This is a genomic window from Paenibacillus sp. J31P190 (assembly GCF_059692075.1).
Window position 1 is genome coordinate 179,001 of the sequence record NZ_JCAUAS010000008.1, and the last position, 26,269, is coordinate 205,269.

23 protein-coding genes are annotated in these 26,269 nt (G+C 44.9%); 20 read left to right on the plus strand and 3 right to left on the minus strand.

All coding sequences use genetic code 11. The annotated features are described in order from the left end of the window. The first annotated feature begins 4 nt into the window (after positions 1 to 4). From AC58U0_RS16645 to AC58U0_RS16735, 19 genes are all read left to right on the plus strand, one after another. Positions 5 to 664, plus strand: a complete 660-nt coding sequence (locus AC58U0_RS16645; protein WP_312880255.1) for a response regulator — start codon at positions 5 to 7, stop codon at positions 662 to 664. A 390-nt stretch (positions 665 to 1,054) separates the two neighbouring features. Then, complete coding sequence (locus AC58U0_RS16650) at positions 1,055 to 1,798, plus strand: YveK family protein (protein ID WP_497380101.1); 744 nt, start codon at positions 1,055 to 1,057, stop codon at positions 1,796 to 1,798. Then, positions 1,782 to 2,417 carry a CpsD/CapB family tyrosine-protein kinase gene (locus AC58U0_RS16655; RefSeq protein ID WP_497380102.1) on the plus strand — a complete coding sequence of 212 codons (636 nt, stop codon included), beginning with the start codon at positions 1,782 to 1,784 and terminating at the stop codon, positions 2,415 to 2,417. Before AC58U0_RS16650 ends, AC58U0_RS16655 begins: the two co-directional genes overlap by 17 nt. Before the next feature lie 51 nt (positions 2,418 to 2,468). Beyond that, the gene (gene galU, locus AC58U0_RS16660; RefSeq protein ID WP_057306555.1) at positions 2,469 to 3,407 is read left to right on the plus strand and encodes a UTP--glucose-1-phosphate uridylyltransferase GalU; all 939 of its coding nucleotides are present in this window, start codon (positions 2,469 to 2,471) and stop codon (positions 3,405 to 3,407) included. Next, positions 3,376 to 4,092, plus strand: coding sequence for a sugar transferase (locus tag AC58U0_RS16665; RefSeq protein ID WP_497380103.1), 717 nt, complete (start codon positions 3,376 to 3,378; stop codon positions 4,090 to 4,092). Before galU ends, AC58U0_RS16665 begins: the two co-directional genes overlap by 32 nt. A gap of 29 nt (positions 4,093 to 4,121) precedes the next feature. After that, positions 4,122 to 5,054, plus strand: coding sequence for a glycosyltransferase (locus AC58U0_RS16670; RefSeq protein ID WP_497380104.1), 933 nt, complete (start codon positions 4,122 to 4,124; stop codon positions 5,052 to 5,054). 8 nt (positions 5,055 to 5,062) lie between these two features. After that, a complete protein-coding gene (locus tag AC58U0_RS16675; protein WP_497380105.1) occupies positions 5,063 to 6,400 on the plus strand; it encodes an O-antigen ligase family protein in 1,338 nt (445 codons plus the stop codon). Continuing rightward, positions 6,400 to 7,185, plus strand: a complete 786-nt coding sequence (locus tag AC58U0_RS16680; RefSeq protein WP_497380106.1) for a WecB/TagA/CpsF family glycosyltransferase — start codon at positions 6,400 to 6,402, stop codon at positions 7,183 to 7,185. Before AC58U0_RS16675 ends, AC58U0_RS16680 begins: the two co-directional genes overlap by 1 nt. Further along, positions 7,178 to 8,689: an O-antigen ligase family protein gene (locus AC58U0_RS16685; RefSeq protein WP_497380107.1), complete on the plus strand. Its 1,512-nt coding sequence runs from the start codon at positions 7,178 to 7,180 to the stop codon at positions 8,687 to 8,689. Before AC58U0_RS16680 ends, AC58U0_RS16685 begins: the two co-directional genes overlap by 8 nt. Continuing rightward, entirely contained in the window at positions 8,631 to 9,998 is a 1,368-nt protein-coding gene (locus tag AC58U0_RS16690) for a lipopolysaccharide biosynthesis protein (protein ID WP_497380108.1), read from the plus strand. The genes AC58U0_RS16685 and AC58U0_RS16690 overlap by 59 nt, the downstream gene beginning before the upstream one ends. A gap of 31 nt (positions 9,999 to 10,029) precedes the next feature. Beyond that, on the plus strand, positions 10,030 to 10,866 hold the full coding sequence (locus AC58U0_RS16695; protein ID WP_497380109.1) for a glycosyltransferase family 2 protein: 837 nt from the start codon (positions 10,030 to 10,032) through the stop codon (positions 10,864 to 10,866). Further along, entirely contained in the window at positions 10,850 to 12,112 is a 1,263-nt protein-coding gene (locus AC58U0_RS16700; protein ID WP_497380110.1) for a glycosyltransferase family 4 protein, read from the plus strand. The genes AC58U0_RS16695 and AC58U0_RS16700 overlap by 17 nt, the downstream gene beginning before the upstream one ends. Next, positions 12,081 to 13,223: a glycosyltransferase family 4 protein gene (locus AC58U0_RS16705; protein WP_497380112.1), complete on the plus strand. Its 1,143-nt coding sequence runs from the start codon at positions 12,081 to 12,083 to the stop codon at positions 13,221 to 13,223. The genes AC58U0_RS16700 and AC58U0_RS16705 overlap by 32 nt, the downstream gene beginning before the upstream one ends. Positions 13,224 to 13,253: 30 nt before the next feature. Next, positions 13,254 to 14,354, plus strand: coding sequence for a glycosyltransferase (locus tag AC58U0_RS16710; RefSeq protein WP_057306547.1), 1,101 nt, complete (start codon positions 13,254 to 13,256; stop codon positions 14,352 to 14,354). A 4-nt stretch (positions 14,355 to 14,358) separates the two neighbouring features. Further along, positions 14,359 to 15,690, plus strand: coding sequence for a UDP-glucose dehydrogenase family protein (locus AC58U0_RS16715; protein WP_497380113.1), 1,332 nt, complete (start codon positions 14,359 to 14,361; stop codon positions 15,688 to 15,690). Positions 15,691 to 15,722: 32 nt separating this feature from the next. Next, positions 15,723 to 17,093 (plus strand): sugar phosphate nucleotidyltransferase, encoded by a 1,371-nt coding sequence (locus AC58U0_RS16720; RefSeq protein WP_057306545.1) that lies wholly within the window; start codon positions 15,723 to 15,725, stop codon positions 17,091 to 17,093. 226 nt (positions 17,094 to 17,319) lie between these two features. Further along, positions 17,320 to 18,813, plus strand: coding sequence for a glycosyl hydrolase (locus AC58U0_RS16725; protein WP_497380114.1), 1,494 nt, complete (start codon positions 17,320 to 17,322; stop codon positions 18,811 to 18,813). A gap of 19 nt (positions 18,814 to 18,832) precedes the next feature. Continuing rightward, the gene (locus AC58U0_RS16730; RefSeq protein WP_497380115.1) at positions 18,833 to 21,454 is read left to right on the plus strand and encodes a discoidin domain-containing protein; all 2,622 of its coding nucleotides are present in this window, start codon (positions 18,833 to 18,835) and stop codon (positions 21,452 to 21,454) included. Between the two features lie 786 nt (positions 21,455 to 22,240). Continuing rightward, positions 22,241 to 22,741: a hypothetical protein gene (locus AC58U0_RS16735; protein ID WP_497380116.1), complete on the plus strand. Its 501-nt coding sequence runs from the start codon at positions 22,241 to 22,243 to the stop codon at positions 22,739 to 22,741. A gap of 142 nt (positions 22,742 to 22,883) precedes the next feature. On the opposite strand, the gene AC58U0_RS16740 is transcribed toward AC58U0_RS16735, so the two are convergent. The 3 genes from AC58U0_RS16740 to AC58U0_RS16750 all read right to left on the minus strand — a co-directional run bounded on the left by AC58U0_RS16740 (position 22,884) and on the right by AC58U0_RS16750 (position 25,439). Continuing rightward, the gene (locus tag AC58U0_RS16740; RefSeq protein WP_497380193.1) at positions 22,884 to 23,831 is read right to left on the minus strand and encodes an alpha/beta hydrolase; all 948 of its coding nucleotides are present in this window, start codon (positions 23,829 to 23,831) and stop codon (positions 22,884 to 22,886) included. Positions 23,832 to 23,895: 64 nt separating this feature from the next. After that, positions 23,896 to 24,297 carry an NUDIX hydrolase gene (locus AC58U0_RS16745; protein ID WP_497380117.1) on the minus strand — a complete coding sequence of 134 codons (402 nt, stop codon included), beginning with the start codon at positions 24,295 to 24,297 and terminating at the stop codon, positions 23,896 to 23,898. Between the two features lie 263 nt (positions 24,298 to 24,560). Then, entirely contained in the window at positions 24,561 to 25,439 is an 879-nt protein-coding gene (locus tag AC58U0_RS16750; protein WP_497380118.1) for a pentapeptide repeat-containing protein, read from the minus strand. Between the two features lie 268 nt (positions 25,440 to 25,707). Here AC58U0_RS16750 and AC58U0_RS16755 point away from each other — a divergent pair, with 268 nt between their 5' ends. Then, positions 25,708 to 26,265, plus strand: coding sequence for a class I SAM-dependent methyltransferase (locus AC58U0_RS16755; protein ID WP_497380119.1), 558 nt, complete (start codon positions 25,708 to 25,710; stop codon positions 26,263 to 26,265). Positions 26,266 to 26,269: the final 4 nt, after the last annotated feature.

The window sequence follows — 26,269 nt, forward strand, 5'->3', positions numbered from 1 at the left end:
GGTCATGAAGGCTATTCCCATTCTAACGAAAGCTGGTGGTACTTTGAAAGTTGTTATCGTAGATGATCATCCGTTGGTGCGAAAAGGATTGTCAGCTGTGCTAAAGCTTGAAGCTAACATCGAAATTTCTGGCGAATCGGAAACGGTGGAGCACGCACTCCAGTTAATCAAGGAAACGAAACCGGATCTGGCTATCGTGGATCTTAAGCTGGGGAATCGTTCTGGACTCGAAGTGGTTGAAATGATTAAAGATTCGCCATGCCGAAGTATCATTCTGACTTCATCGACCATGGAGCAGGATGTAAGAAGGGCAGAGGCTGTGGGTGCGGATGGTTATGTACTCAAAGAAGCGCTGCCAGAAGAATTGCTGCTTGCCATTAAATTGATTTTCAAAGGTAAAAAGTATTATGATCCAGGCTTGATGGAAATGTTGTTCAAGAAAGAGGAAGAAGACAGCTTCAGTAAGCTTACGCCGAAGGAGCGGGAAGTGTTAATTGGTCTTGGAGAGGGTTTATCCAATCAAGGAATGGCCAAGAAACTGATGGTTACCGAGTTCACAGTCAAGAAGCATGTTAGCCAAATTCTAAACAAGCTATGTGTCAACGATCGTACGCAAGCGGCTTTGTTAGCGCAATCCAAAGGACTAGTCAGCAGTTTTCAGTAAGCCATTTAAGCATTCATGGTCCGAAAGTATACCATCGCTTTATTACATATAGCCATTGGTGGATACACGAAATAGACCCTAAAAATTATAATATCGGGTAATATCATAATTTTGGGAATTCATATAGTATTTGTGTATAACCAACTAACTGACAAAAAGCGGCATTCTTCATTCCTTTTGATCGTAGAGTGCTTCACCTAAGCTACTAACTAGCTAACTCTGTCGAAAAGAGATTGTTGAATGCTCTGGCTAAAGGAGTGATTGAATGTCGGTTCGATAGTGGGGGTTCAGGCAAATAAAACGCTTTCATTGCAAATATCATAGCTCAATTTTTTTGGAAAAGCAATACTGAATTCATCGAGTTTCTAACTATTTTTTCGGGAGGGTACCATGGAGAAATCGATCTTGGATTACTTTGTACTCATTCGCAAAAAGCTGTGGATGATTGCACTTTTCGTTCTTCTTTCCTGTCTGACAACGTTCTATGTCAGCAAGACATTCGTAGAGCCTGTTTACAAGGCGAACACACAAGTGCTGGTTAGCAGCACGTTCAAGAGTGAAGAAGCGATAGATCTTAACGATGTGTCGATGAACTTGAATTTAATTGAGAGCTACAAGGAAATCATGAAGTCAGATCATATCATTCAATTGATGCTGCAGAGTCACCCCGAATTCGGAATGACGCAGAAGCAACTGCTGAAGAATCTGAAAGTGAGCTCCACGGATAAAACACAAATTATCAAAATTGAGCTTGAGGATCCTAGCTATGAAAAAGCGGTTGTGATTACCAAGACACTTGCGGATACGTTCATTAGTGAAGTGCCAAGCTTGATGAATATGAATAATGTCAAGATTCTTTCTAATTCAGATGCTGCTGTGAAGCCATTGCCAGTCAATTCCAGCGTAATCATCAATCTTGCTTTGAGCTTCATTTTATCGGCGATGGCAGCCATTGGTGTTTTCTTCTTCTTTGAAAATATCAATGACACGATTCGTTCTGAAAAAGAAGCCGAGCATATCATTGGTCTGCCAGTACTCTCTTCCATCGGAACGATTAAAAAGGGTAAAGCAGCTAAACCTTCGCGTGCACGAAGCAGAGAGGTAGGGGAAAAGGCATATGTCACAGCTAAGTAATGTTCTTGTGGCTGAATTGGATCCGATTTCGCCGGTTTCCGAAGCATATCGTTCCTTGCGTACAGCGGTACGCTATAAAAAGGTTGTACCAGCAGGTCAAGGAATGGTGCTCATGGTTGCATCTCCTAAGGCGCAAGAAGGCAAAACGACGACCCTTGCTAATTTGGCTATCACCTATGCACAGGAAGGTAAGTCTGTCGTGGTCCTTGATTGTAATTTACGGCAACCAGCCCTGCATGAGATGTTTGGTGCTAAGAATTCGAAAGGCTTGGTCCACTTTTTAACTAAAGGGCTAACCGTCCAAGAAGTCATTACACCGACAGGAATCGTCGGGCTTGATCTCATCGCCAGCGGTGGTCAACCGCTGAATCCATCTGAGCTGTTAGGCTCCGCCCAAATGGATTCCTTGATGAATGGGCTCAGGCAGCGATATGAAGTCATTCTCATCGATTCGCCATCAACGCTTGATTATACAGATGCTTGTTTACTCTCTGAGTATAGTGACGGCGTGATGCTAGTTGCCAAAAATGGCAAGACGAAGCGGGAATGGGCGAAGCAAGCGAGAACTCAGCTCGAGCAGTCCGGAGCCCGAATGCTTGGTATAGTTTTCAACCAATAATTGCATATGTTGACGGATAGACTTTCCATAATCGGTAGGAGGATGAGAGAGATGAAAAAGGTGAAAAAAGCAATTATTCCGGCCGCAGGATTAGGAACGAGATTCCTGCCTGCTACGAAAGCGATGCCCAAAGAGATGCTCCCGATCATCAACAAGCCGACTATTCAATACATCGTGGAAGAAGCCATCGAATCCGGAATCGAAGATATTATTATTGTTACCGGCAAAGGAAAGAGGGCAATCGAAGATCACTTCGATAATGCTTTCGAGTTAGAAAACAAGCTGTTGGAAACAGGGAAGCTGGAGCTTCTCAAGGAAGTTCAGCGTTCATCCAAGGTAGAGATTCATTACATTCGTCAAAAGGAACCCAAAGGTCTTGGACATGCGGTCTGGTGTGCAAGAAGGTTCATCGGGAATGAACCATTCGCAGTGCTGCTGGGCGATGATATTGTCACAGGGAAGGTGCCCTGCCTAAAACAGCTCATTCAACAATATGAATTATCAGAAAATTCAGTTATCGGCGTACAAACCGTACCGCCAGAGCTTACCAATCGTTACGGCGTCATTGATCCAGGTGAGCAAAATAACCGTCTTTATCAAGTGAAAGACTTGGTTGAAAAACCAAAATTAGGCACAGCCCCTTCCAATCTTGCCATTATGGGTAGATATGTGTTCTCCCCTAAAATCTTTGAATTTTTGGAGCTTCAGGAGAAAGGCGCTGGCGGTGAAATTCAACTGACTGATGCGATTCAGAAGCTTAATCAAATAGAACGAGTGCTAGCGTATCATTTTGACGGTATCCGTTATGATGTGGGTGAACGTCTCGGTTACATTCTCACGACAATGGCATTCGCCTTGGAGAGTAAAGATCTTCGGCTAGATGTTCTTGAAGCGATGGCTGCCATCCTAATCAAGGAGCAATATGCACCAATTCTAGAGCATCTGGGAGGTGGAGACCATGAGCTTGCGCGAACTGCAGGAGGATTATGAGTACCTGGGACCTCAGAAAATTCCCCAGAAGAGCTACTACACGGCTGCTACCCCTAGACCGCAAGAAGGGAAAAACGCTGCTTCCTATTTATTTGTAAAACGGATGCTCGATATTATGCTATCCATCATGGGCCTTCTCTTCCTGACACCGTTATTTATCATCATTGCTATCTGGATTAAGGTGGAAGATCCTAAAGGCTCTGTTTTCTTCAAACAAAATCGAGTCGGTAAAGACGAAATCCTTTTTCCAATGTATAAGTTTCGCTCGATGGTGTCCAATGCGGAAGAGTTGAAGCAGCAGTTGATGAGTCAGAATGAAGTTGAAGGCGCGATGTTTAAAATGAAGAATGATCCTCGCGTTACACGCGTCGGGCGATTACTGCGCAAAACAAGTATAGATGAGTTACCACAATTATGGAACGTACTTGTAGGTGATATGAGCTTGGTCGGACCAAGACCAGCTTTGCCTAGTGAAGTTAGTGAGTATACACCATACGAGAAGAAGCGTTTAGCCGTTACTCCTGGTTGCACGGGGTTATGGCAAGTGAGCGGGCGAAGTAATTTAAGCTTCGAGCAAATGGTTGAACTCGATTTGACTTATATCAGAAAACGAAGCATTTTCTATGATTTGAAAATTATCTTGAAAACAGTTTCGGTCCTTCTAGGCTCCAAAGACGCCTTTTAGAGAACAGAAGGGAAAGGAGTAACACCATCGTGCTTATTCAGCCAAAACCAAGGGTATCTATTGTCATCTGTACCTATAATCGTGCGGATTTACTTCAAATCACCTTGAACTCATTACCTGCTTTAAAAGCTATAGATAAAGCTGAGATTCTCATCGTGGATAACAATTCCACAGATCATACGCGTGAGATCTCACTCTCGTTTATTCAGCGTCAAGCAGGGATCACGGACGTTCATTACCTATTTGAACAAACCCAAGGGCTTTCGGCTGCGCGAAATAGAGGTATTCAAGAAGCTAAGGGTGATATTGTCGCCTTTCTCGATGATGATGCAGTTCCTTGCATGGAATGGATACGCACCATCATAGACACATTGGATACTCGGCAAGATGTGTATGCGGTGGGAGGTGTGATTCGACCTCGTTTCGAAAGTGAAAGACCGAAATGGCTGATCGAAGCGCTAGAATTGCCCTATACGATTGTTGATATGGGTGCAACTGTGCATGAATATCCGATGAACAGGCATCCATTTGGCGCGAATATGGCGATTCGCAAATCCTTTCATGATAAATACTTGTTCCCAACCGACCTAGGGAGGAAGGGGACACTGCTATTGTCTGGAGAGGAATCCTGGATATTTGATCAGATGAAGAAAGAAGGGAAGGCTATTCTTTATCAGCCTTCCATGGTGGTTGATCACTTCATCCCGGATAGCCGGTTGACGAAGGATTGGATCAAGCAGCGATATTATTATCAAGGTGTTACGAATGGCTCGATGCATAAGAGTCGTATTAGCAAGCTTGTTCTTCTCGGTAAGGTTGCCAGCAAGGTGCTCTACATTGCCGTAGATGCCTTGTTCGCGCGAACCGAAGGAAGAAAACTGCTGATTACATGCCGAATGCAAAGCATAAGAGGTACGCTAGACACGCTCAGTAGACGTGGAAAAATGCGCTTAATAGGGTGAGGATACTGATGACGCCGGATCTTCCAATTCAGAAAAAGCCAATGTATTACGGTGCGGTCTACGTACTCTTTGCTGTCATGGTGGGCGTAGCGGCTGCTTATCAGCCTATGTTCAGTATCTTGGGGCTGGGTGTGCTTTTCTCATTCGTTTATGCCATCTACCAGCCGGAGAAAATGAGTTATCTAGTCCTGCTCTCAACCGCCATATCGATTAACTACATCGTCGAAGCGAATATGCCTGGGCTAGAGATTATTTCTCTTTATAAACTTGGGATTTTGATTCTGTTAGTTCCCAGTATGCTGCAAAACGGACTTCGTTGGAAGTTCATTTATCCCATAGCAGCTATCGCCAGCATGTTATTCCTTACCATCTTCTTCTCAGATTGGCATCCAAGGCTGACGTTATCACTCACCTTGAAAGCATTTATCGGACTGACGCTTCCCTTCTTTTTTCTCATGATTAAATGGAAAAAAGGGACAGCGCAAAGGCACATCCGGATTATTTGTCTGCTGCCATTGGTAAGTGTTGGAGCTGGGGCGCTGCTTCAATTGGCTCATCTGTATTCGTTTCTCAATGTGGAGTTCACGGGAGCGATTCGGGTACAAGGGGCGAATATCGCACCCCACTTGGCGATGCTAGCTTTTCTAGGCATTACCGTTGCCTTAATAGAGACCAAACGCAATCCGCTGCAAGCCAAGTTTTACTATTGTACATTGGCTGCTAACTTTGCGATTCTGATCGCTACGGGAACTAGAGGGCCTATCCTCGCCATGCTGGCCATGGCTGCTTACTATTTCTTCGATATGGTTAAGCAGTATATCAAAGGGAAGCTGATCTTAATTATCCCACTGCTTTGTTCCTTGGCCTTGATCGGCGGGGCTGTCTATGTACAGTGGGACAATATGACAAAGCGTTCGTTCGAACGCCAGACAGGAACGGGTATTGACTTGTCAGGAAGAACCGAAGCTTGGAGCTATTTCTTGAAAGGGGTGAAAGATTCCCCCCTGACAGGCAGAGGGCTAGGTGCGGTTACCGTTGCGAATGACGGAAGTTTATACGAAGGTTTTGTGGTTCCCCATAACGAGTATATCCGCTTTTATTACGATGCTGGTTATATCGGATGCAGTCTGTTGTTTCTATCTTTACTAGTCTTATTTGGAATGATTTATCGAGTAATCCCGCAGAGAATTAAGATTTACTACGTGGCGTTCATCCTGGCGTTCTTTCTATATTCCTTGTCGGATAACACCTTATCGACTGTTCAATTCATCATTCCTTTTTGCTGGTATTTGAATTGCTTGTATATTCTGTCAACGACAAATTCGAAAAAAGAAGAAGTGATCTGATGAGTAGAGTGACTATGTTCGATGTTAATTTTGATAATTATGATTTTCTGGACTTGCTTGCCTATATGGATGAGGTCATACGTCAGAAAAATCATTCTTACATTTTGACCTGTAATGTCGATCATTTAATCAAGCTCAGAAAGGATGCTGAGTTTCAGAAGGTGTATTCAGGTGCAGGCGCCATTGTTGCGGATGGTATGCCGATCATATGGGCATCGAGGATGCTCCGTAAACCGCTTAAGCAGAAAGTATCCGGCTCCGATTTGTTCACAAAGTTAGGTGAAGCTTTCGCAAGCAGGCAATACAAGCTTTTCTTCTTAGGATCAGCAGTCGGTATTCCGGAGCAAGCGGTAAAGAATCTGAAGCTCATATTTCCAAATCTGAATATCGTTGGCTGTTATTCCCCCTCCTATGGATTCGAGAAGAAAAAAGAGGAGAATGAGCAAATAGTTCAGATGCTGATTGATACGCAGCCTGACATTGTGTTTGTTGGCGTTGGCGCTCCGAAGCAGGAGAAGTGGATTTACCAGAATTACCTTCAATATAAAGTCCCGATTTCTATTGGCGTTGGCGCAACGTTCGATTTCATCTCGGGCACGGTGAAGAGAGCCCCAAATATTATGCAGAAAACAGGATTCGAATGGTTTTGGCGTCTTGTCCAAGAACCGAGAAGGTTGTGGAAGCGTTACTTGGTTCACGATGCAATGTTTGTGGTCCTGCTATGGCGGGAAATTATTAAGCAATTCAAGATGAAACGGGAGGGGACGGGAATCAACAGTGGATGAAATAAGCAAATTGATTAAGCCCCCTTTTATCATGATGCAGGCTAGCCGGATGACAATCCTGTTGGTTGGAATGGCTTTGCTCGTCTCTTTACTCATTGGTTATTCTAGTGCGACTCTGAGCCCTGAGCTTAGTATCCAAATCACGATCCTTTCGATGCTGCTGTTTCCTGCTTTTGTGATGGCCTTGCTGGATTCGCGTCGATTGATACCTTATATCCTGCTCGTTTGGGTCATTTGCCCGGAGATCCGGAGAATTCAGGATTGGATGGAAGGTACGTACCATTCTGTCTCCTTATTGAGCATTGCCCCACTCTTAACGAGTGCGGTTCTTATCATTCCAATCCTTGCCAAGTTTCATCAGATGGAATCTCGCATATACAAGCTGCTCATTTATGTAGGTATTGTGCTGCTGTATGGAAGTCTGATTGGTGCAGCTAAGAATGGGAGCGGAGCCTTCTATGACTTAGCTAACTATGTGATTCCATTATTATTAATCCCTTATGCTGCCTTATCTCATTTCGATAATAAAGCGCTGGATCGCTTAGTTGTCGCATTCTCTAACACCGCTATCTTGGTTGCTGTTTATGGCATTATCCAATATGTGATGGTACCTCCCTGGGATGCATTCTGGATGAACCATGTGGAGATGACCTCAATTGGCCACCCGCTTCCCTTGGAGATCCGAGTATTCTCTACGTTGAATTCCCCAGGACCGGCAGGGATGTATATGGGAACTGCGCTTGCACCGATGATTCTGGAAAAAAGGTGGCGGGGACCGCTGGGCTGGATCGGTATTATTCTGGTAACGGTGGGGCTGCTCATCACATTAGTCCGTTCGGCTTGGGTTATGTTATTCATCGATATCGCCATTTATACGGCTGTATCAGCGGGTAGACAGAAATGGAAATTGATTGCTCAATTAACAGCGGTTATTGCAGCCATGTATCTGATTATTCCAAAGCTGCCCGGTGCACAGGGGCTGATCGCCCGATTGGATACAATGACAGCCATTCAGGACGATCATTCCTATAATGAAAGATTAGACTTCTTTCATACCGTTTTCCCGATGTTATTTGCTAAACCGCAAGGATTAGGTCTTGGCAGTATTGGTGTTGGTACGAAGCTAAGTAACGGAGGAGCACTAGGTGAATATGGCATTTTCGATAATGGATTCGTTGCCATTTTCCTTACCTTTGGTATTCTCGGAGGCTTACTGTTTCTATGGGCCCTATGGCTTGTCACCCGATATCTATTATCCCAAAAAAAACAACCAGGCGGTATAACAGCCTACGGGAAACTAGGGCTCTCAGCTTTGCAAGGAAGTATCGTTTGTCTCGTGTTTGAAAATGGTTATACGGGTTTGAAAGGCTTTCTACTATGGATGGTTGTAGGAATTGGAATCATGGCGCATCAAACGATCGTTCAAGAAAGGAGGCAAATTCCGGATGCAGCAACCAGTCAACTTGAAAATAGTCCGCATAAAGCCTCTATTCGGCTTCATTAAAGCATTCTTTTCAAGCAAAAGTCATATCTCAGCTTCCATTAGAACGATGTTTTTCAGTGTTCTAATCTTAGTGATTAATATGCTTACAGGTATTTTAACAGCACGTTTTCTAGGACCCTCCGGCCGAGGAGAGCAAGCGGCTATGGTCTTATGGTCACAGTTCCTAGCTTTTAGTTTTACTTTCGGTTTGCCTTCCGCCATTATTTACAACGTGAAAAAGAACATGAAGGATTCCGCCAAGCTTTATTCGACCGCTGTTCTCATGGGTTTGACAGCAGGCATGCTTGCAATGAGCCTGGGGATACTGGTGTTACCCTATTGGCTCCGCACGTATTCAGACAGCGTGGTCCTTTTCTCTCAATGGTCCATGGTGCTCGTACCTCTCATCGTATTGTCTCAGATTAATAATGCGATGATGCAGGTGAGAGGCGAATATAAGCTGTTCAACCGTCTGCGCTTTCTTGTTCCGCTTAGTACGCTCATCGGTTTAGGGCTGCTCATCCTAACAAGAACAATGAATCCTTACACGTCAGCCGTGGCCTATCTCGCTCCGGCGGTTCCCTTTTACATATGGACGACAGTGCGCTTACTTAAGCAGTACAAATTCGTGATAAAGGATGCTTATCAGTCCTTCCAGACATTAATCCGATACGGTATTGGATCATACGGTAACGATTTAATGGGCAATGTCTCCTATTATATCGATCAAATTGTTATTATCGGTCTCCTAAATCCAACGGAGCTTGGACTATATGCGGTGGCAGTAAGCCTCTCTCGTGTAGTCAATATTTTCTCCACTTCCATTATTGTGGTGTTGTTCCCGAAAGCATCGGGTTTACCTAAGGATAAAGTCGTTGAGATGACCTTCCGTGTATATAGGATCAGCACTTGTGTCGCTTTACTTTGTTCCATGATGATTATGCTAGTTGCACCTTTCGTAATGCCACTACTATATGGCCCTGATTTTAAGGAAGCGATCAGCGTTTTTCGAATGCTCCTGCTCGAAGTTTCCATATCCGGTGGAACCATGGTTTTGGCTCAAGCGTTCATGGCTTTAGGCAAGCCCAAGATTGTTACGATTCTGCAAGGGATAGGGCTGCTAATCGTCATTCCGTTACTAACGGTACTGATTCCGAAGTTCGGATTGTTCGGAGCGGGAATGGCCATATTATCATCAGGTTTACTGAGATTCGTCTTTATTCTACTTAATGTCAAATTCACCTTGAAGACGAAACTTCCTAAATTATTGATTAATAAAGATGATGTGCGTTGGTTACTTTCAGCAATATCAGCATATAAAGCCAAATAATTTGTTTGAAACTGGGGGAGGGGCGAACGAAATGAGTCACTATAGTGACGCTGTGGGAGAGAATCGGATTTCTGTTGTCATCATTGCACAAGACGATGAGACGAGAATAGCGGGTGCGATTGCCTCCTGCAAGCCTTTTGCAGACGAAATTGTTGTCATTGATGGCGGGAGCAAAGACGGAACAGTCCGTGTGTCTGAGCAGTTGGGCTGCAAGGTATATGTGAACGCTTGGCCTGGTTATGCAAAGCAGCGTATTTATGGCAGTGATCAAGCTGCGTATGATTGGATTTTCGTTATTGATACCGATGAGGTTGTTAGTGAACCTCTAACAGCTTCGATTCAGAAGTTGAAAAGTAACTTGTCTGATCCGAGCAAAGCTTATGCTGTTTTGCGTATTGGTGACTTTCTGGGACGCTGGATGGGCAAGGGCGAGAAGCTTGTCCGTCTATATAACCGCACCGAAATTCAATACCGGGAAAGTCTTGTGCATGAAACGCCGGATGTCGCAAGTGAGAATATTGTGTATGTGCCAGGTGTTCTGTGGCATTATGGTTTCCGCAGCATTCATGATCACCTTCAGCGGTTTAATAAGTATACCGACTTGGAAGCCGAAGGCGCTGTTGCTGCGGGGAAACGATTTAGCCTGCTGCGAATGATCGTTCGTCCTCCCTTGCGATTTGTCCAGAAATATATCGTTCATGGTTTGTATAAAAAAGGGATTCCTGGGCTTGCGGTGTCCCTGTTCTGGGGAATATATGAATTCCTAGTATGTATGAAACAGTATGAACTGGGGCTTGCTCGGAAAAGAGTGAAACAGTCCCAGGAAGAGCCAATTAAGGAGGGGAAAGCTTATGCTACACTGCAATAGTTTGCGGATCCTGTGTACCGGAATGGGTTGGCCATCTGCACAGCCTGGAGGACTAAACACTTATTTCAAACATATTTGCGAAAGCTTAGCTACCCGTCATGAGCTGGAGGCGCTGGTTTGCAGCGCGAACAAGCCGGTCGTTCAAGACGACCTCCGTGTCACGAACGTAGCCGTCACTGATTTGAAGTTAAGTAAAAGACGAGATGCCTTTCGGAAGCACGCTGCTGAACTGATGAATGGGCAGGATATCGATGTCGTGTATTCCCATTTTGCTCCCTATAGTATAGGAGTTGCCATGGAGGCCAAAGCGCGAAAAATTCCGGTGGTGATGACGTTTCATGGTCCTTGGAGCGAGGAAATCAGGCTCGAAGGCAAGGGATTTAAGCATCGAATCAAAACCATGATCGCTAAGAGTTGGGAGATGAAGGCTTATCGGCTGGCGGATGCATTCATTGTATTAAGTGAAACGTTCCGTGATATTCTTCATCACCAGTACGGTGTCCCGCTTTCGAAGATTCACATCATTCCAGGCGGTGCAGATGTTGCCCGGTTCAAGCCGGCTGCGGATCGCACAGCGATAAGAAAGAAATTGCAGCTGGAGGAAGGGACGACAGCGGTGTTGACCTTAAGAAGATTAGTCAACCGAATGGGTCTTCTTCAATTACTGGAAGCTTGGAAAGAGGTTGCGAGAACGATTCCGGATGTTGTGCTGTTCATTGGAGGCAAAGGGCCGCTGCAAGGAGAGTTGGAAAGCCGAATTGCTGAATATGGACTCCAGTCTCGCGTCCGAATGCTTGGCTATATTCCTGATAATGAGCTTGCTGACTATTATCAGGCTGCTGAACTATTCGTTGTACCGTCCCAAGCGTTGGAAGGCTTCGGATTAATTACCGTAGAAGCAATGGCCGCCGGGGTGCCAGTCATGGCGACACCGATTGGAGGCAACCGCGAAATTCTTCAGAAATACCGGCCAGATATGCTGTTTGCAGGTAAAAGCAGCCACGATATGGCTTCTGGTCTAATTCGCTTATTGCGGCACCGTGAAATGTGGCCTACTGCAGAGCAATGCAGAAGCCATGTGTTGGAGAATTACACCTGGGATCGTGTATCCAAACAGGTAGAAAGTGTATTTAATCACGTAATCGATCAGCATATGATTGCTTACGGCGGCAATCGTCAGGTAACCGCTGGAAAGAAAGGAGGACGTGAACAGGATGAGGGTAGCTTATTTGGATCATACCGCTAGATGGAGCGGGGGAGAAGTCGCACTTTATAACATTATTACCCATCTCGGAAACGAAGTTGACCCACTAGTCATCGTAGCCGAGGAGGGGGTACTCGTAGAGCGGTTAAGAGACAAAGGTATCGACGTTCGCGTCTTGCCTTTAAGTGATAAGGTACGCAATCGCAACCGGAATGCAGTGAATTTGCAAGCTGTATCGGCCGCTTTTGAGCTTCTCACCTATGGGAAGAGGCTCTCCAAATTATTGAAAGCAGAACAAGTCGTCTGTGTGCATACGAATTCATTGAAATCTGCTTTTTATGGAGCTGTAGCGGCTAAATTGGCCGGTATTCCTCTCATCTGGCATATTCGGGACCATATCGGAGTTCCTTACTTGAAACCGATCGTCGCTCAGGCGATACGATGGATGTCCCGCTTGCTGCCCAACGGCGTCATAGCGAATTCGAATTCAACCTTGAATGCTCTGCATTTGCCGAAATCGAAAAAAACGTTAGTTGTTTACTCGGCTTTCGCAAAAACGAAGAATTCAGGGATTGCTGTAGAGAAAAAATGGATGAAGCCCTACGTTGTTTTGCTAGTTGGCAGGCTAGCGGAGTGGAAAGGCCAACATATTTTACTCGAAGCTGCCAAGTCGTTTCTACCCGATCAGCAGGTTCAGTTCTGGTTAGCCGGGGATGCCTTGTTCGGGGAAGATGCGTATAAGCAGCAGCTGCTTCAGCAAATGGCAGACAACAAGCTGTACAATGTCACTTTATTGGGGCATGTGGATGACATACAAACATTAATGCAGCAAGCGGACCTTCTGGTGCATACTTCCATAACTCCTGAGCCATTTGGTCAGGTCATCGTAGAAGGTATGGCGGCTGGATTACCCGTAATTGCTTCTAATGAAGGCGGTCCGACAGAAACGGTTGTTGATGGCGAAACGGGACTTCTCATTACGCCCGGTGACCCCGCTTTGCTTGCCGATTCCATACGCTACCTGCTGGAGCATCCAGAGGAGCGGCGCAGAATGAGTGAGAATGGCATAAAACGCGTGGAACAACACTTTGTCATCGAACGAACCGTTACCCAAATCACTCATTACTATGCAGGTTTAATTGCTAATTCGTAATTATCCGCTAGTAAATAAAGGATGGATCAAATGAAAATAGCAATCGCGCATGATTATTTGGTTCAAATGGGCGGGGCCGAAAGAGTGGTTGAGGTCTTTCACCAAATGTACCCGAGTGCTCCCATCTATACGACCATGTTTAGCAATAATCGGCTGCTAGATGAGCTAAGAGATGCGGATATACGGGCCTCCTGGATGCAAAAAATGCCTGGAGGGAAAAGCCATTTTAAAGAAATGCTCCCCCTATACCCGTTTGCGATTAAGGATTTTGATTTCCGAGAATTCGATATCGTGCTTAGCTCAAGCAGCGCTTTTATGAAAAGTATTCAGGTTCCGAAGGAAACGTTTCACCTCTGTTACTGCCATACACCGATGCGATTCGCTTGGGATTATGACACGTATATGGAGCGGCAATCCAATTCAAGTGTGATGAAGCGGCTTTTGAAGATTTATATCGATAGGCTTAAGCAATGGGATCAAAAAACGTCGGCCAACGTGAATCAATTTATCGCCAATTCCTCCGTGGTAAAAAATCGCATTCGTAATTATTATCAACGCGATTCCGATGTGATTTTTCCGCCGATTAATACATCGCGATTCCATAGCTCATCTTCCATTGATGATTATTATTTGATTGTATCGAGACTTGTTTCGTATAAGCGAATTGATCTGGCGGTTGAAGCATTTAATCGAAATGGACTGCCTTTATACATCGTTGGAGAAGGACCCGACATGGTGAGGCTTAAGGCAATGGCCAAAGGGAATATCCGTTTCCTGGGAAGGCTGGATGACGGTTCGGTCACTCAAATGATGGCGCAGTGCCGAGCGTTAATCTTTCCTGGCGAGGAGGATTTCGGCATTACACCGCTGGAAGCGAATGCTGCTGGAAGACCCGTAGTTGCCTATCAGGCAGGAGGTGCGCTAGATACAATTGTGCCTCATGTGAATGGTGTGTTCTTCAAACGGCAAGAGGTAGAGGATCTGCTGCTTGCGATTCAGGAAGTAGAAAACCATGCATGGGATGTAAGGCAAATCGTGCAGCACGCGCAGAAATTTGATGAGAAAACATTCATGGATAAACTAAAAGACTACATGGGTAAGGCCTACCAACAATTCAGAGAGGGGCATTAATCGTATGGATATTGCAGTAATCGGGACGGGGTATGTGGGGTTAGTTTCCGGGGTATGCTTCGCTGAAGTTGGCAATAACGTAATCTGTGTGGATCATGATGAACAGAAAATTGAAAAGCTGCAAAACCTGATATCCCCGATCTATGAACCTGGGATTGAACAACTGATGGAGAAAAATCTCAATGCCGGTCGGTTGGCCTTTACCTCTGATTTGGCACAAGCCATCAGTCAATCCGAGCTCATTATCATTGCGGTGGGCACCCCTTCCTTACCAAATGGAGAGGCTAATCTGGCGTATATCGAGCAGGCGGCCTTGGAAATCGGGAAGGCGATGAACAGCTATAAAATCATTGCAACGAAAAGCACCGTTCCTGTGGGTACGAACGAGCATATTCAAATGATTATTGCCATGAATACGATGCAGTCATTCGATGTCGTATCGATTCCAGAGTTTCTACGGGAAGGCTCGGCGATCGACGATACCCTTCATCCGGATCGGATTGTCCTCGGGATTGAAAATCCAAGCTTAGCCGCACCTCTCACGGAGCTGCACCGTGCATTTACCGATCAAATCTTCGTTACAAGCATTCGCAGCGCGGAAATGATCAAATACGCTTCGAATGCCTTTCTGGCGACCAAAATCTCCTTTATTAATGAGATATCCAACATTTGCGAGAAAGTTGGCGCTGATGTCACCGAGGTTGCTAAAGGAATGGGGCAAGATAAGCGAATTGGCTCTTCGTTCCTAAGTGCGGGTATCGGATACGGGGGTTCTTGCTTTCCCAAGGATACAGACGCGTTGATACAAATTGCTGGTAACGTCGACTATGAATTTCAATTGTTAAAGTCGGTTGTCGAGGTGAATAAATCGCAGCGTTATAAGGTGATTTCCAAGCTGGAGGCGTCCCTCGGTCCGCTTAGCGGCAAATCCGTTGGCATCTGGGGATTGTCTTTCAAACCGAACACAGATGACATTCGTTACGCGCCTTCCATCGAAATCGTTGAAACCTTGATTCGTGCGGGAGCTCGGCTGAAGCTGTACGATCCCATTGCGATAGAGAAATTCAGGGAACGTATCGACCATCCGGCGATTCAGTGGTGCGAGAATGCCCTGGAAGCAGCCACGGGGTCAGACGCCATTTGTTTACTTACGGATTGGGAAGAATTCAAAACGGTTCCGTTGTCACAGCTCATTTTCGTCATGGAGCAGCCGATTCTTATCGATGGTCGTAATGTGTTTAGCAAAGAGCAGGTTCAGGGAACTGGGCTCAAATATTATTCCGTAGGAAGACCAGATTTGATTGGGGCATCCCGTCCAAAAGCGTTGGCTAGATAATAGACAAATAAATCGAGTGGAGCGTGGTATTCATGAAATTGGTTCTTCTTTCCGGCGGGTCGGGTAAACGACTATGGCCATTGTCCAATGATTCCAGATCTAAGCAATTTTTAAGGGTACTTGAAGATGCTGAAGGCAGAAGCGAATCCATGGTTCAACGTGTATGGAGACAACTGCAGAATACGGGCCTCGGTGATGATGCTTACTTAGCGACGAACCGCTCCCAGGTCGAAATGATCATAAGTCAATTGGGTGGCGACGCCCCGCTTATTGTTGAGCCTGAGAGAAGAGATACTTTCCCTGCAATCGCGCTTGCTGCTGCCTATATGTATGATGTCGAAAGTTTACCCCTGAACACAGTGATTACGGTGTTACCGGTAGATCCGTATGTCGATGAGGCTTTCTTTCAGAAAATCAAACAGCTAGAATATGTTCTGCACGAAACGGATGCGAATTTGGCACTAATGGGCGTTGTTCCAACGGTTCCGTCTGAGAAATACGGGTATATCGTTCCCTCTGACAAACGCAGAGAAGGGTCAGAAGCACTTCACGTTAACCATTTTGCTGAAAAACCGAATCGTGAACAGGCAGCAGCCTTGATTGAACAGAAGGCACTTTGGAACTGCGGTGTCTTCGCTTTTCGACTAGGCTATCTCATTGAAGTCATGGTGGAGAAGGGCATCCCGATTCAGTATGAAGAAATGCTTAAAAACTATCATCGATTAACGAAAATTAGCTTTGACTATGAAGTTGTAGAGAAGGAAGCTAGCTGTGTTGTCGTTCCTTACGACGGCTACTGGAAAGACCTTGGCACTTGGAATACACTGACAGAGGAAATGAGTCGATCCCAAATCGGAACGGGCATCGTGACCGAAGATTCCGAGAATACCCATTTGATTAATGAGCTAGACATTCCGGTTACGGTGATTGGGATTAAGGACGCTGTAATTGCTGTCAGCCCTGACGGGATTCTAGTTACGAGCAAGTCGGAAAGTCCTCGCATTAAGGAAGTCATGAATAAAATTGAACACCGTCCGATGTATGAGGAGCGCAGGTGGGGACGTTATCGCGTGATTGACTACGTCAAATATGCAGAAGATAATGAGGTGCTTACCAAACGGATTCTCGTCCATGCAGGTAAAAATATAAGCTATCAGCTGCATTATAAACGCAGTGAAGTGTGGACGATCGTAAGCGGCGTTGCGGATATTGTCATTAATGACAAGCTCTATCAAGTGAAGCCAGGTGATGTCGTTCGAATTCCAGATGGAACCCGTCACAGCATTCGAGCTATAACAGATGTTGAATTTATAGAGGTACAAAGCGGATCCGAATTAGTTGAAGAAGACACGGTTCGTATATGTATGGCATGGAAGGATATCCCCCTTCACCAATTTATTTAAGATTTGTTTTGAAACAACGAACCGCCTTCTATTCGACTTAAAGCGAATGGAAGGCGATTCCTTGTTTGAAAGCATAACTGAAATTGGAAAAACTTTCAAAACATTAATATAATGCTTATACAAATCTAATATATGCCCTGTATGGTAGATTAAGCAGAATGAACACGCGTATAAGAAGCGTAAATCAGGGTTCATTGTGTCAATCTACCATACTGGAGGAAAGATGATGATCGAATTTTTTGGAAAGGCGGGTGTGCGTAAGAAGGTGGTTTCTTTATTATTTCTACTCTCTTTGCTAGCACCGAATTTTTTGCTTCACCCTAACGTAACGAATGCGTCAATTGTTCCTATCAATTCACAGGCAACGGTCGAGGCTAAGGCAGTACTGCAGCAATTGTATGCCATTTCGGGTGTAAGCATCATTAGCGGGCAGCATGATTACCTAGAAAGTCCGGATGAATGGACGAATCAAGTCAAAGGCTGGACTGGTAAATATCCGGGTCTTCATGGTTATGAATTCGGTGCGATTATGGATCAATCCGAAAGTCAATTGGCAGATCAAAGACAAAAGGTGGTTAATAGTGCGATTGCGTGGAATCAGGCTGGCGGTCTGGTAACGATATCATTTCATGAAAGTATTCCGGGAGCGTGCCTCTGCTGGTCGAATGTAAAGAAGGAAATGAGCCAAGCCGATTTTGATAAGTACGTTACGCCAGGTACTCCCCAGTATACGCAGTTGCTTGCAGATCTCGATAAAGCGGCCGTGTACTTAGGGAAACTTAGAGATGCAGGTGTTCCTGTCTTATGGCGACCGTATCATGAAATGAATGGGAATTGGTTCTGGTGGGGTAAGAAGAGCAACTTCCCTGCATTATGGAATATCATGTACGACCGCTTTGTTAATGTGCATAAGTTGAACAATTTGCTTTGGGTTTGGAGCCCGAATGCACCGAATGCAAGTTCTGATTCGTATACAGCCACTTATCCTGGAGAAAATAAGGTGGATGTTCTCGCCGTTGATATCTATGACAATGATTACCATCCGGATTATTACGCGAAAATTGTTGAATTAGCGAATGGTAAGCCTGTAGCCGTCGGGGAAAATGGGGAGCTGCCTAGCGGCACTATTTTGAATGAGCAGCCCAAATGGGCCTACTTGATGACATGGGGCAAAATGCTGGCCGAAAATAATAACCTACAAGAAATTGAAACCTTTTATACAAATTCCAAATTATTGACAAGAGAGTCTCTCCAGCCTATTAAAGCACCTGTTTTACAACCTGTCTTACAGGATGAGAGATATGGGTTGCGAGCGGAATATTTCGATAATAAGGATTTGACTGCTCTGAAGGAAACGAAGGAAGATGCCAAGATTGATTTCAATTGGTCTACGTCGGCTCCTTTTCCTTCCATGCAAGCAGATACGTTTTCCGTGAGATGGACGGGTAAACTCAAGCCCAAATATACGGAAACCTATAAGATTTCTACTTTAAGTGACGATGGCATCCGAGTTTGGGTGAATGGCGTGTTGGTTATTGATAGTTGGTTTAATCAAAGCTGGGTGGAACGAACCGGAACCATTGCGCTAACCGCTGGCGTGCCAGTCGATTTGAAAGTCGAATATTATGATAATACGAATGGTGCTGTTGCCAAAGTCATGTGGACGAGTCCGTCCCAAGTGAAAGAAATTATTCCTACGAGTGCCCTATTACTTCCTTGAAGGTTGAGAGGTATCTACCATGATGAGATATGTGATTGTACCAACTGCCTTGTTGATCTTACTGATCCTGACCTCGGCTTCGAACAACTACGGTGCATCGGCAAAAACAGATTTTGTAAAAGTGATGACAGTATCCAATCAGATTGGTAATCAAATATGGATGTTGGGCAATCAGGACGATTCCGATTTGGAATTTGGAAAAGAAAGCGCAGGACAGAGCAACTATACCGTAACGTCCGACTTGAAGCTGACGGATGCTTGGGATACGGTGCCTCAAGGTCTTAATAAATCCTTGAATCCTACCTTTGCGATCAACTTCTCGCTCACTGAAATACCCGAATATGGTGTTCATTTCCGAGTTCGAATTCTGGATGCTCACAAAGCCATTCCTCAGATGGCGGTTTTCTCCAACAAGATGCTTTCTGGTATCATTCAAATTGCTGGAGTCGGGGGGACAACAAGCACCTACCCGTATAAGAAATTATATGAGCTTTATATTCCTAAGGAGCAGCTGCAGCTGGGAAATAACGAATTGAAGCTGTCAGCCGTAGGCTGTTTGTATTGTACAGCAGATGAGAATAAATTTCTCTGGTGGAAATGGGATTACCTCGCACTAGACGCGCTGTCTTCACCTGCCGAAGAACCGATTCATGGGAGATATGTGGAATCCGGGACGAAAGTAAGCAATCTGTCATTCTACTATGATCAGGGAGCAGTAAGGCACCTTCCTTATGTATTGAAATGGTTAGGAATCGCCTATAGCGGTAATGTAATGAGGGTAGATTGTGCAACCGATGTGAAGCAGGGGTGTTCGTCCATCAAGTCTTATTACGAAACCCTGCGTGATTACAACACTGAGGCGGTAGCGCTACATCTGCATACAGGGAATATTAAGCTGAAAGAGGATGGCACACTGCCAGCAGATGCAGAGAATAAATTACTGGATTATGTGAAGCAGTATGGGTCCATGTTTCAATACTATGAGATTGATAATGAACCAGGCTTATTCAATCGCTCCAAAGGGGTGAATCTAGCCATTGCGAAGTGGTTAAAAACCCATCTTCCTGAGCTTGCTCCTCATGTGAAAACAGTGGCTCCCGGCTGGGCATATGCACCTAAGTACAATATTAGAACATGTAGAAATCAAACTCCGTCTGGTATGTTTAAATGTGGAGATCCCGATGGGTGGGAAGACGATTCGGCGCAGCGAATGGAGCTAGAAGAATTGACAGATTTAACGAATGGGCATGCTTACGGAAATTCGTATTCCGATAATAAGGACGGAAGTTTCCTAGAAAATCTGCAAACCTTCGAAGGTTCAGAGGATGGGCTCAAGAAGCTAATGTTGAATACGGAATATGGAACTTCGGATAATCATACGGATCCCAAAGAATTTGGTGCTACGCAGCCCCATTCGGCGGTCTTCGATCGCATTATGAGGGCTCATATCGGTTATGCTGATATGTTTATGCAGCATGCAGCGTTTTATCCGCAATATTCCTTGTTTGAGTCGGGGAATGATTTAAATAATCAAAACCCAGCGCAAATGAAGATTTATAAGAGCTTAACGGATAATGATACACGTGTTGGGATTATGCGCAGGTTGAATCTAGCCTATGCCACGCATGGGAAGCCGCTAGTTTACGAACTAACGAACAAGTCTGAGTTGGCTGATAAGCTTGTTTATTTTCGCGGCGTGGATACATCGACTTTGCCTGCATTGCCAGGATCAGGAGCGAAGTCGGACAAAATTCTGCTTAACTTCGTAAATTTTGGGACGAGTACGCAAACGATACAAGCCAAAGTAACCATGCCCGAAGCTGCTTTGTACGAAGGAGAAAGATTCGGAGCGGGTGATACCTATGAATCCGCTCGTACGTATTTGACAGGATTGCAAGCGGCTCCTGAGCTTGAATTCAAGGAAACGCTGCTTCCTGGTGAAGCTGTGCAGTATATCCTGACTCGGACAGATAGGGTAAAACCGGCTGCTCCTGCGTGGATTCAGGCAAAGTCTATAGAGAATCATGCGATTGAGCTTAGTTGGGGAGAATCTGAAGGAGCACATAGTTACGATGTTTTACGAAAAATAGGCACGGCTGAGGGCAGTTACGAGGTGATCGCTGAACAAGTTTCAGCTACTGAATTTGTCGATGCGGATACGTTGGTAGGAAACAAATACATGTATCAGATTAGAGTTTCAGGTTCAAAGGAGTTTTCGCAAGCGGCAACGGCGACGGCTACCGATGAAGTTGCGCTAAAGCGGGAAGAATGGGAAGTAACCAGCAGTTCTGGCAAACCACAAGGTGCGATTGATGGCAGTCCTTATACGCGCTGGGATACAGGGACAGCTCAAGCACCCGGGCAATTTTATCAAATTGATTTGAAAAAAGCGTTCACAATCAATAAGATTGTGCTGAGAAGTGAGAACTCGCCGAATGATTATCCAAGGAAGTATGAGGTATATGTATCTTCTGACGGCTTCAATTGGGGACCTTCAGTCGCATCGGGTGTAGGCACAAACGTACTAGAAATCAATATCAATCCACAAAATGCGCGATACGTAAAGATTGTCCAGACAGTGAAAGCAGGGAATTATTGGTCCATTCATGATCTGCAAATTTACGGTCACAAAACGGATTGACAGAAGCTTATGAAGAATAGAAGTGAAAGAAAGCAGCTACTCCGTAGGAGAGCTGTTTTTTTACCATATAAGAAATTATAAGTTTTCGGATCACGAAAACCGCTTTCTTATTGGCGATAAAACCTACCTCTAAAAGCGGTCGCTCATCTTTGAATGGCCTCGATAGAGGTTTTCTCATCGCCAACCCGCACCCAGCATCACCAGATTTTCACGGAACGTAGATGCCTTATTTTGCTCGAAAACGCGTGTTTTCTATTTTCACGGAACGAGCATCCACTATTTCACTTCATTCGAGGTGTAAAAACCGGTAAAAGCCAAAATAGCGTCTCCACGTTCCGCTTATAGGCCCTGCAACGGCATAATTACCAAAATAGCTGATTCTCGTTCCGCGCGGTTCTCAGATTAGCAGCTTATATGTCCGAAATCACTCCACAAAGTGGCTTTGAATTGACTAACTGTTACACGGATTAATAACTTTCACTATGGACCCAGAAGATCGCTCCCTTGGCTGCTAAACCTTCTATTTGAAACCGATTATGAAGCTGATCTTCCCTCATCCAAGCAAAGGAGCTTCGCTTTTATACGATGCACTGTAGGTGGAAAAAACGAGGCATCGGGCGTCTTCCTAGTAATGAGCCAAGTGACAGAGCTGAAATTTGCCGATCAATGAAGTAACATCCTAGAGAAAGTTAGCGACATTTATGAGCGGGAGTTCACACCGCAGCACTAACAGAATACACTTAGAATAGATTACAGTAAACAACGGTGTGACGAGGAGGGGTACAGTTGAGATATACAGTGCAATATATACCTCTAAGTAAGATTAAGCCGGAAAGTATCGCTGCTAAAACCTCATTAAGAAATAAGGAATTTAAAAAAGTTGCACAAGATTTAATGCATCTATTGATTGTGCGTAAAAGCAGAAAAGAAGGTGGTTACGTCATCCAAGGCGGGCATCATCATTTCGATTTCCTCAAAAAGCAAACAAAGAAAAGTTCTGCTGTGTGTCTTGTAGATGAAGGGAAGATTTCGGCTAGCGTGGGGACGCTTATTAATCGGTTCAGGAAACGACAACTACCTTATGATGTTCCTTACATCTCACCGGATCGGATTGCAGTCAACAGCTGGTCTATCATTCGTACTTTTCTGAAAAGGGAGCCCCGATTTCGAAGGCTTTCTCGAAGACAGCAGTTGAAGGTACTCCGGCTTGGTATTCAATATAGGAAAACAACCATACAATCCATGCAAGCAAAAGTAGAAGATCTATTAAAAAAGATTGTGCACTGATGATAAAAGGCAAATCAGGGAAATTAGTTGAATTAAAATAAGATATAAACGAGTAAGGAGCTGCCGCGGGCAGCTCCTTAGTTTTTTGCAGACAAGTGTCCAATATTGTTTATTGATTTATCCAATTGGAGGAGGAATCCTGTTAATCCTTCATATATGTCTCAATAAATTGGGTAACTTCGCGGTTATACCTAACCGGATCGGAATGTCGAGCCAAACCATGCCCGGCACCGGGTACGATCAATAATTGTTTCGGCGAGGGACCGTTCTTGAACAATTCGTATACCATCTCGGTCGGCACGAACAAATCAGCGTCGCCGTGGATGAATAGCATTGGCGTTTTGGACTTTTGGAGTTGATCTAGGGCAGAAGCTTCACCGAAAAAATACCCAGCCCGAAGTTTGGTTAACAGACTGGTCAAATGAAGGAGCGGAAATACCGGAAGCCGATACATTCTCTTCAGTTGGTAAGCTAGTTGGTCCCTTACAGATGTATAGCCGCAATCCTCTACGATGGCTTTGACGTTGGACGGCAAAGCCTCGCCGCTGGTCATCATTACCGTCGCTCCGCCCATAGAGACACCGTGAAGGACGATCTTCGAATGCTCACCCGTATGTCCGATAACTTTGTTGATCCATTGGACGTAATCCTTGCGTTCAGGCCAACCGAATCCGATATAATAGCCTTCACTTCGGCCATGCCCGCGGGCGTCGGGGAGGAGGACGTTAAAGCCTAATGTGTCTCTATACATTTGCGCAAGATTGCCCATCTGCATAGCTTGTCCAGCATACCCGTGCGCGAGAATGACGGTTCTATCCGTCGGTCGATCGGCGGCCATATAATAAGCATAGAGCTTTAATCCATCGTTGGACGTTATGCTCCATGTTTCAACCGGTTGCTCACTCAACCAGTTTTCGTTGCCAATGAACGGATTTTCGACGCTTGTAGTAACAGCTAGATCGGGATTGTTGTTCAAAAAGCTCTTGTCAGCGCGGGCAATGGCAACACGATAGAAATAAAAGCTTGCGGATACGAGGATAAGGAGAACTAGTGCCACTAATGCTACGATCACCAACAAAATCAACAACAAAATCAACAACAAACACCCTTCCTTAGTACATGTTACCAAGTCAAATCAACTCAGATGAAGTAAATTATGAAAGCAACTTCAACTCACTCAATGTATCAAAAATAATTTGGCAAACAGGAGATACACGATCCCGGTCATGATAGGTTAACCAGACCAATTCATCTATTTCAGAAGCCGGACTCAGATTTCCTTCGAAATCCGCGGTATAACATGTCATTTTTACTTGCGTACCTTCCGATTTGCCATGGGCTTGAGCTTCGAACGTTCCAAAATGCGAGACGGTTTCTGGCTTTATTCGAACGGATAATTCCTCTTCTATTTCTCGAACAAGAGTATCGATATCGGTTTCATCGGGCTCCCTTTTTCCTCCAGGTAAATAATAGGTATCTTTTCCTTTGGAACGAGCGCCTAATATTTGACCATCAACAACGTATATCCATGCAATCTTATCAATTATTGAAGCCATTCAGTTCTCTCCCTTAGCCTATTTTTCTGAAATTATAGCATAATGGATTACAAGAGTGTACTTATTGATCAGGCAGCTGCGGCGGACTATTGAGTATAATTGAAGTAGCGGGAATTCGTTTTGAAAAAGGAATTTCAGCTGATTATACCGAAATAGAACATACTGTAAGACGGGCAAGGAAATGGGCAATCGATTGCCATACTTTGTGACTAAATCAAAAAAGGCCAACCAGTAAAAACTGGCTGACCTCATAATATAATACTCTATGCTTTGAAAGTAGACCAATGAGCTGGTCGAGTGAGCGACGGTGGCAACTTGGTGTTAGTATCGCCCTTCGCCGCGTTGAGTTGGGCTTGGGTGAGAAAGATACTATCGGTGAGGTTGGCGCCGCTAAGATCAGCGTCCCGGAAATCGGCCCCGATGAGGTCAGCCACTCTCAGGTCGGCACCTCTGAGGTTAGCAGCAATAAGGTAGGCCCCTCTCAAATTAGCGCCTCTGAGATCGGCACCTTTGAGATTGGCTCCGATAAGGTCGGCTCCTCGACCGTAGGTTTTCTGACGCCCCGCGGGTTTTTTCTGCTTGCGCTGGGCTTCGGCTCGCACGAGCTCGCTCGTCCGTAAAAGCAGAACATTGACATTGGCTCGGTGTGCTGCCACGTCCAGTTCCATGAGAGAGTCGCTGCTAAGGTGCGTAAGGCGTTCTGTTTCGTCGAGCGCAATGCTGAGTTCACCGTGGATAGGACGGGCAGGTTGCAGCGTCAGCGCTTCGGTCAAATACCAGAGCAGCTCATGGAGTTGACGCATGATTGGGAACACCTCGAACATCTGCTTCGCAGAACCTGGGACTTGACGCCAATCGTGTCCGCCGAAGGTGACATGGGAAACCTTTTGCCCTGCGCCGAAGCAGTCATAAACCGTACAACCTCGAAAGCCCAGCTGTCTGAGGTTAGTGTGAACGCCGCAGCGGAAGTCCGATTGCAGGTTGGGGCAGGGCTGGCCGGCGTCTTTGTCGATCGCGAAGTCTGACGATGCTGCGTAGGGCAGTGCGACACAGCACAAGCCGAAGCAATTCTCACAGTCAGATTGCAGACTGAGTGGATTCCTGCCGTTTAAAGTTTCTGCATATTCGTGATTTTCAAACAATGTTGGCCTCCTTCCGCTACACCATATTCTCATACTTGTCTAGTTAATCGCCTAGGCTATGGGATGGTTATAGAATTTGTTTTTATGTATGAAAATGAGTAATTTCTTCAATTCTATTATAGTATTACTGAATATTTTTTCTGTCAATCCTTGTCTGTGTTTAGGAGCTAGTTGGAGATAGAGGAGTTCTCCTAGGATATAGGGTCGAACAAGAAAGGAGTAGATATCTATCTGCGGCAATTGGTTCGTTAATAATTATGATAGATTAATGAAGCCCTTGGAGACCAAAAGATTTATAGATATTCGCTCCGAGTTAATAAGCAAAGCCAAGGGCGAAGTTTTGGAAATCGGATGCGGAACAGGAATTAATTTCAGCTTCTATAGGGACGTATCTGTAACAGCAATTGAACCAAATCCAGTTCTAAGGAAGACCTCGTATGAGCGAACTTCCGAAGCTAAAACTCCTATCCGTGTAATTGAAGGTAATGCTGAGCGATTGTCATTTGCAGATCATTCGTTTGATACTGTGGTTGGGACACTAGTTTTATGTACAATACCAAACCCAGTAGAAGCTATTAGAGAAATTAGTAGAGTTTGTAAGCTTTCTGGAACAATTTTATTATTCGAGCATGTTCGTCATGAAAATAGCATAATAGGCAAGCTACAAGATCTCCTGTCGCCGATATGGAAGAGAGCTTGTGATGGGTGCCATTTGAATAGAGATACAATTCACCTACTAAAACAAGAAGAGATAGAAATAATTGAAATAAAGAAACATTTAGGGGACATTTTTGTAACCGTTGAAGCTAGAAAAAGTGATTCATAATATT

Bases quoted from the DNA above. Each gene is read 5' to 3' on its own strand.
- AC58U0_RS16715 (WP_497380113.1), top strand. From the start codon at position 14,359: ATGGATATTGCAGTAATCGGGACGGGGTATGTGGGGTTAGTTTCCGGG.
- AC58U0_RS16655 (WP_497380102.1), top strand. From the start codon at position 1,782: ATGTCACAGCTAAGTAATGTTCTTGTGGCTGAATTGGATCCGATTTCG.
- AC58U0_RS16690 (WP_497380108.1), top strand. From the start codon at position 8,631: ATGCAGCAACCAGTCAACTTGAAAATAGTCCGCATAAAGCCTCTATTC.
- AC58U0_RS16700 (WP_497380110.1), top strand. From the start codon at position 10,850: ATGCTACACTGCAATAGTTTGCGGATCCTGTGTACCGGAATGGGTTGG.
- AC58U0_RS16730 (WP_497380115.1), top strand. From the start codon at position 18,833: ATGATGAGATATGTGATTGTACCAACTGCCTTGTTGATCTTACTGATC.
- AC58U0_RS16675 (WP_497380105.1), top strand. From the start codon at position 5,063: ATGACGCCGGATCTTCCAATTCAGAAAAAGCCAATGTATTACGGTGCG.
- AC58U0_RS16645 (WP_312880255.1), top strand. From the start codon at position 5: ATGAAGGCTATTCCCATTCTAACGAAAGCTGGTGGTACTTTGAAAGTT.
- galU (WP_057306555.1), top strand. From the start codon at position 2,469: ATGAAAAAGGTGAAAAAAGCAATTATTCCGGCCGCAGGATTAGGAACG.
- AC58U0_RS16705 (WP_497380112.1), top strand. From the start codon at position 12,081: ATGAGGGTAGCTTATTTGGATCATACCGCTAGATGGAGCGGGGGAGAA.
- AC58U0_RS16720 (WP_057306545.1), top strand. From the start codon at position 15,723: ATGAAATTGGTTCTTCTTTCCGGCGGGTCGGGTAAACGACTATGGCCA.
- AC58U0_RS16665 (WP_497380103.1), top strand. From the start codon at position 3,376: ATGAGCTTGCGCGAACTGCAGGAGGATTATGAGTACCTGGGACCTCAG.
- AC58U0_RS16650 (WP_497380101.1), top strand. From the start codon at position 1,055: ATGGAGAAATCGATCTTGGATTACTTTGTACTCATTCGCAAAAAGCTG.
- AC58U0_RS16695 (WP_497380109.1), top strand. From the start codon at position 10,030: ATGAGTCACTATAGTGACGCTGTGGGAGAGAATCGGATTTCTGTTGTC.
- AC58U0_RS16680 (WP_497380106.1), top strand. From the start codon at position 6,400: ATGAGTAGAGTGACTATGTTCGATGTTAATTTTGATAATTATGATTTT.
- AC58U0_RS16725 (WP_497380114.1), top strand. From the start codon at position 17,320: ATGATCGAATTTTTTGGAAAGGCGGGTGTGCGTAAGAAGGTGGTTTCT.
- AC58U0_RS16745 (WP_497380117.1), bottom strand. From the start codon at position 24,297: ATGGCTTCAATAATTGATAAGATTGCATGGATATACGTTGTTGATGGT.
- AC58U0_RS16755 (WP_497380119.1), top strand. From the start codon at position 25,708: ATGAAGCCCTTGGAGACCAAAAGATTTATAGATATTCGCTCCGAGTTA.
- AC58U0_RS16710 (WP_057306547.1), top strand. From the start codon at position 13,254: ATGAAAATAGCAATCGCGCATGATTATTTGGTTCAAATGGGCGGGGCC.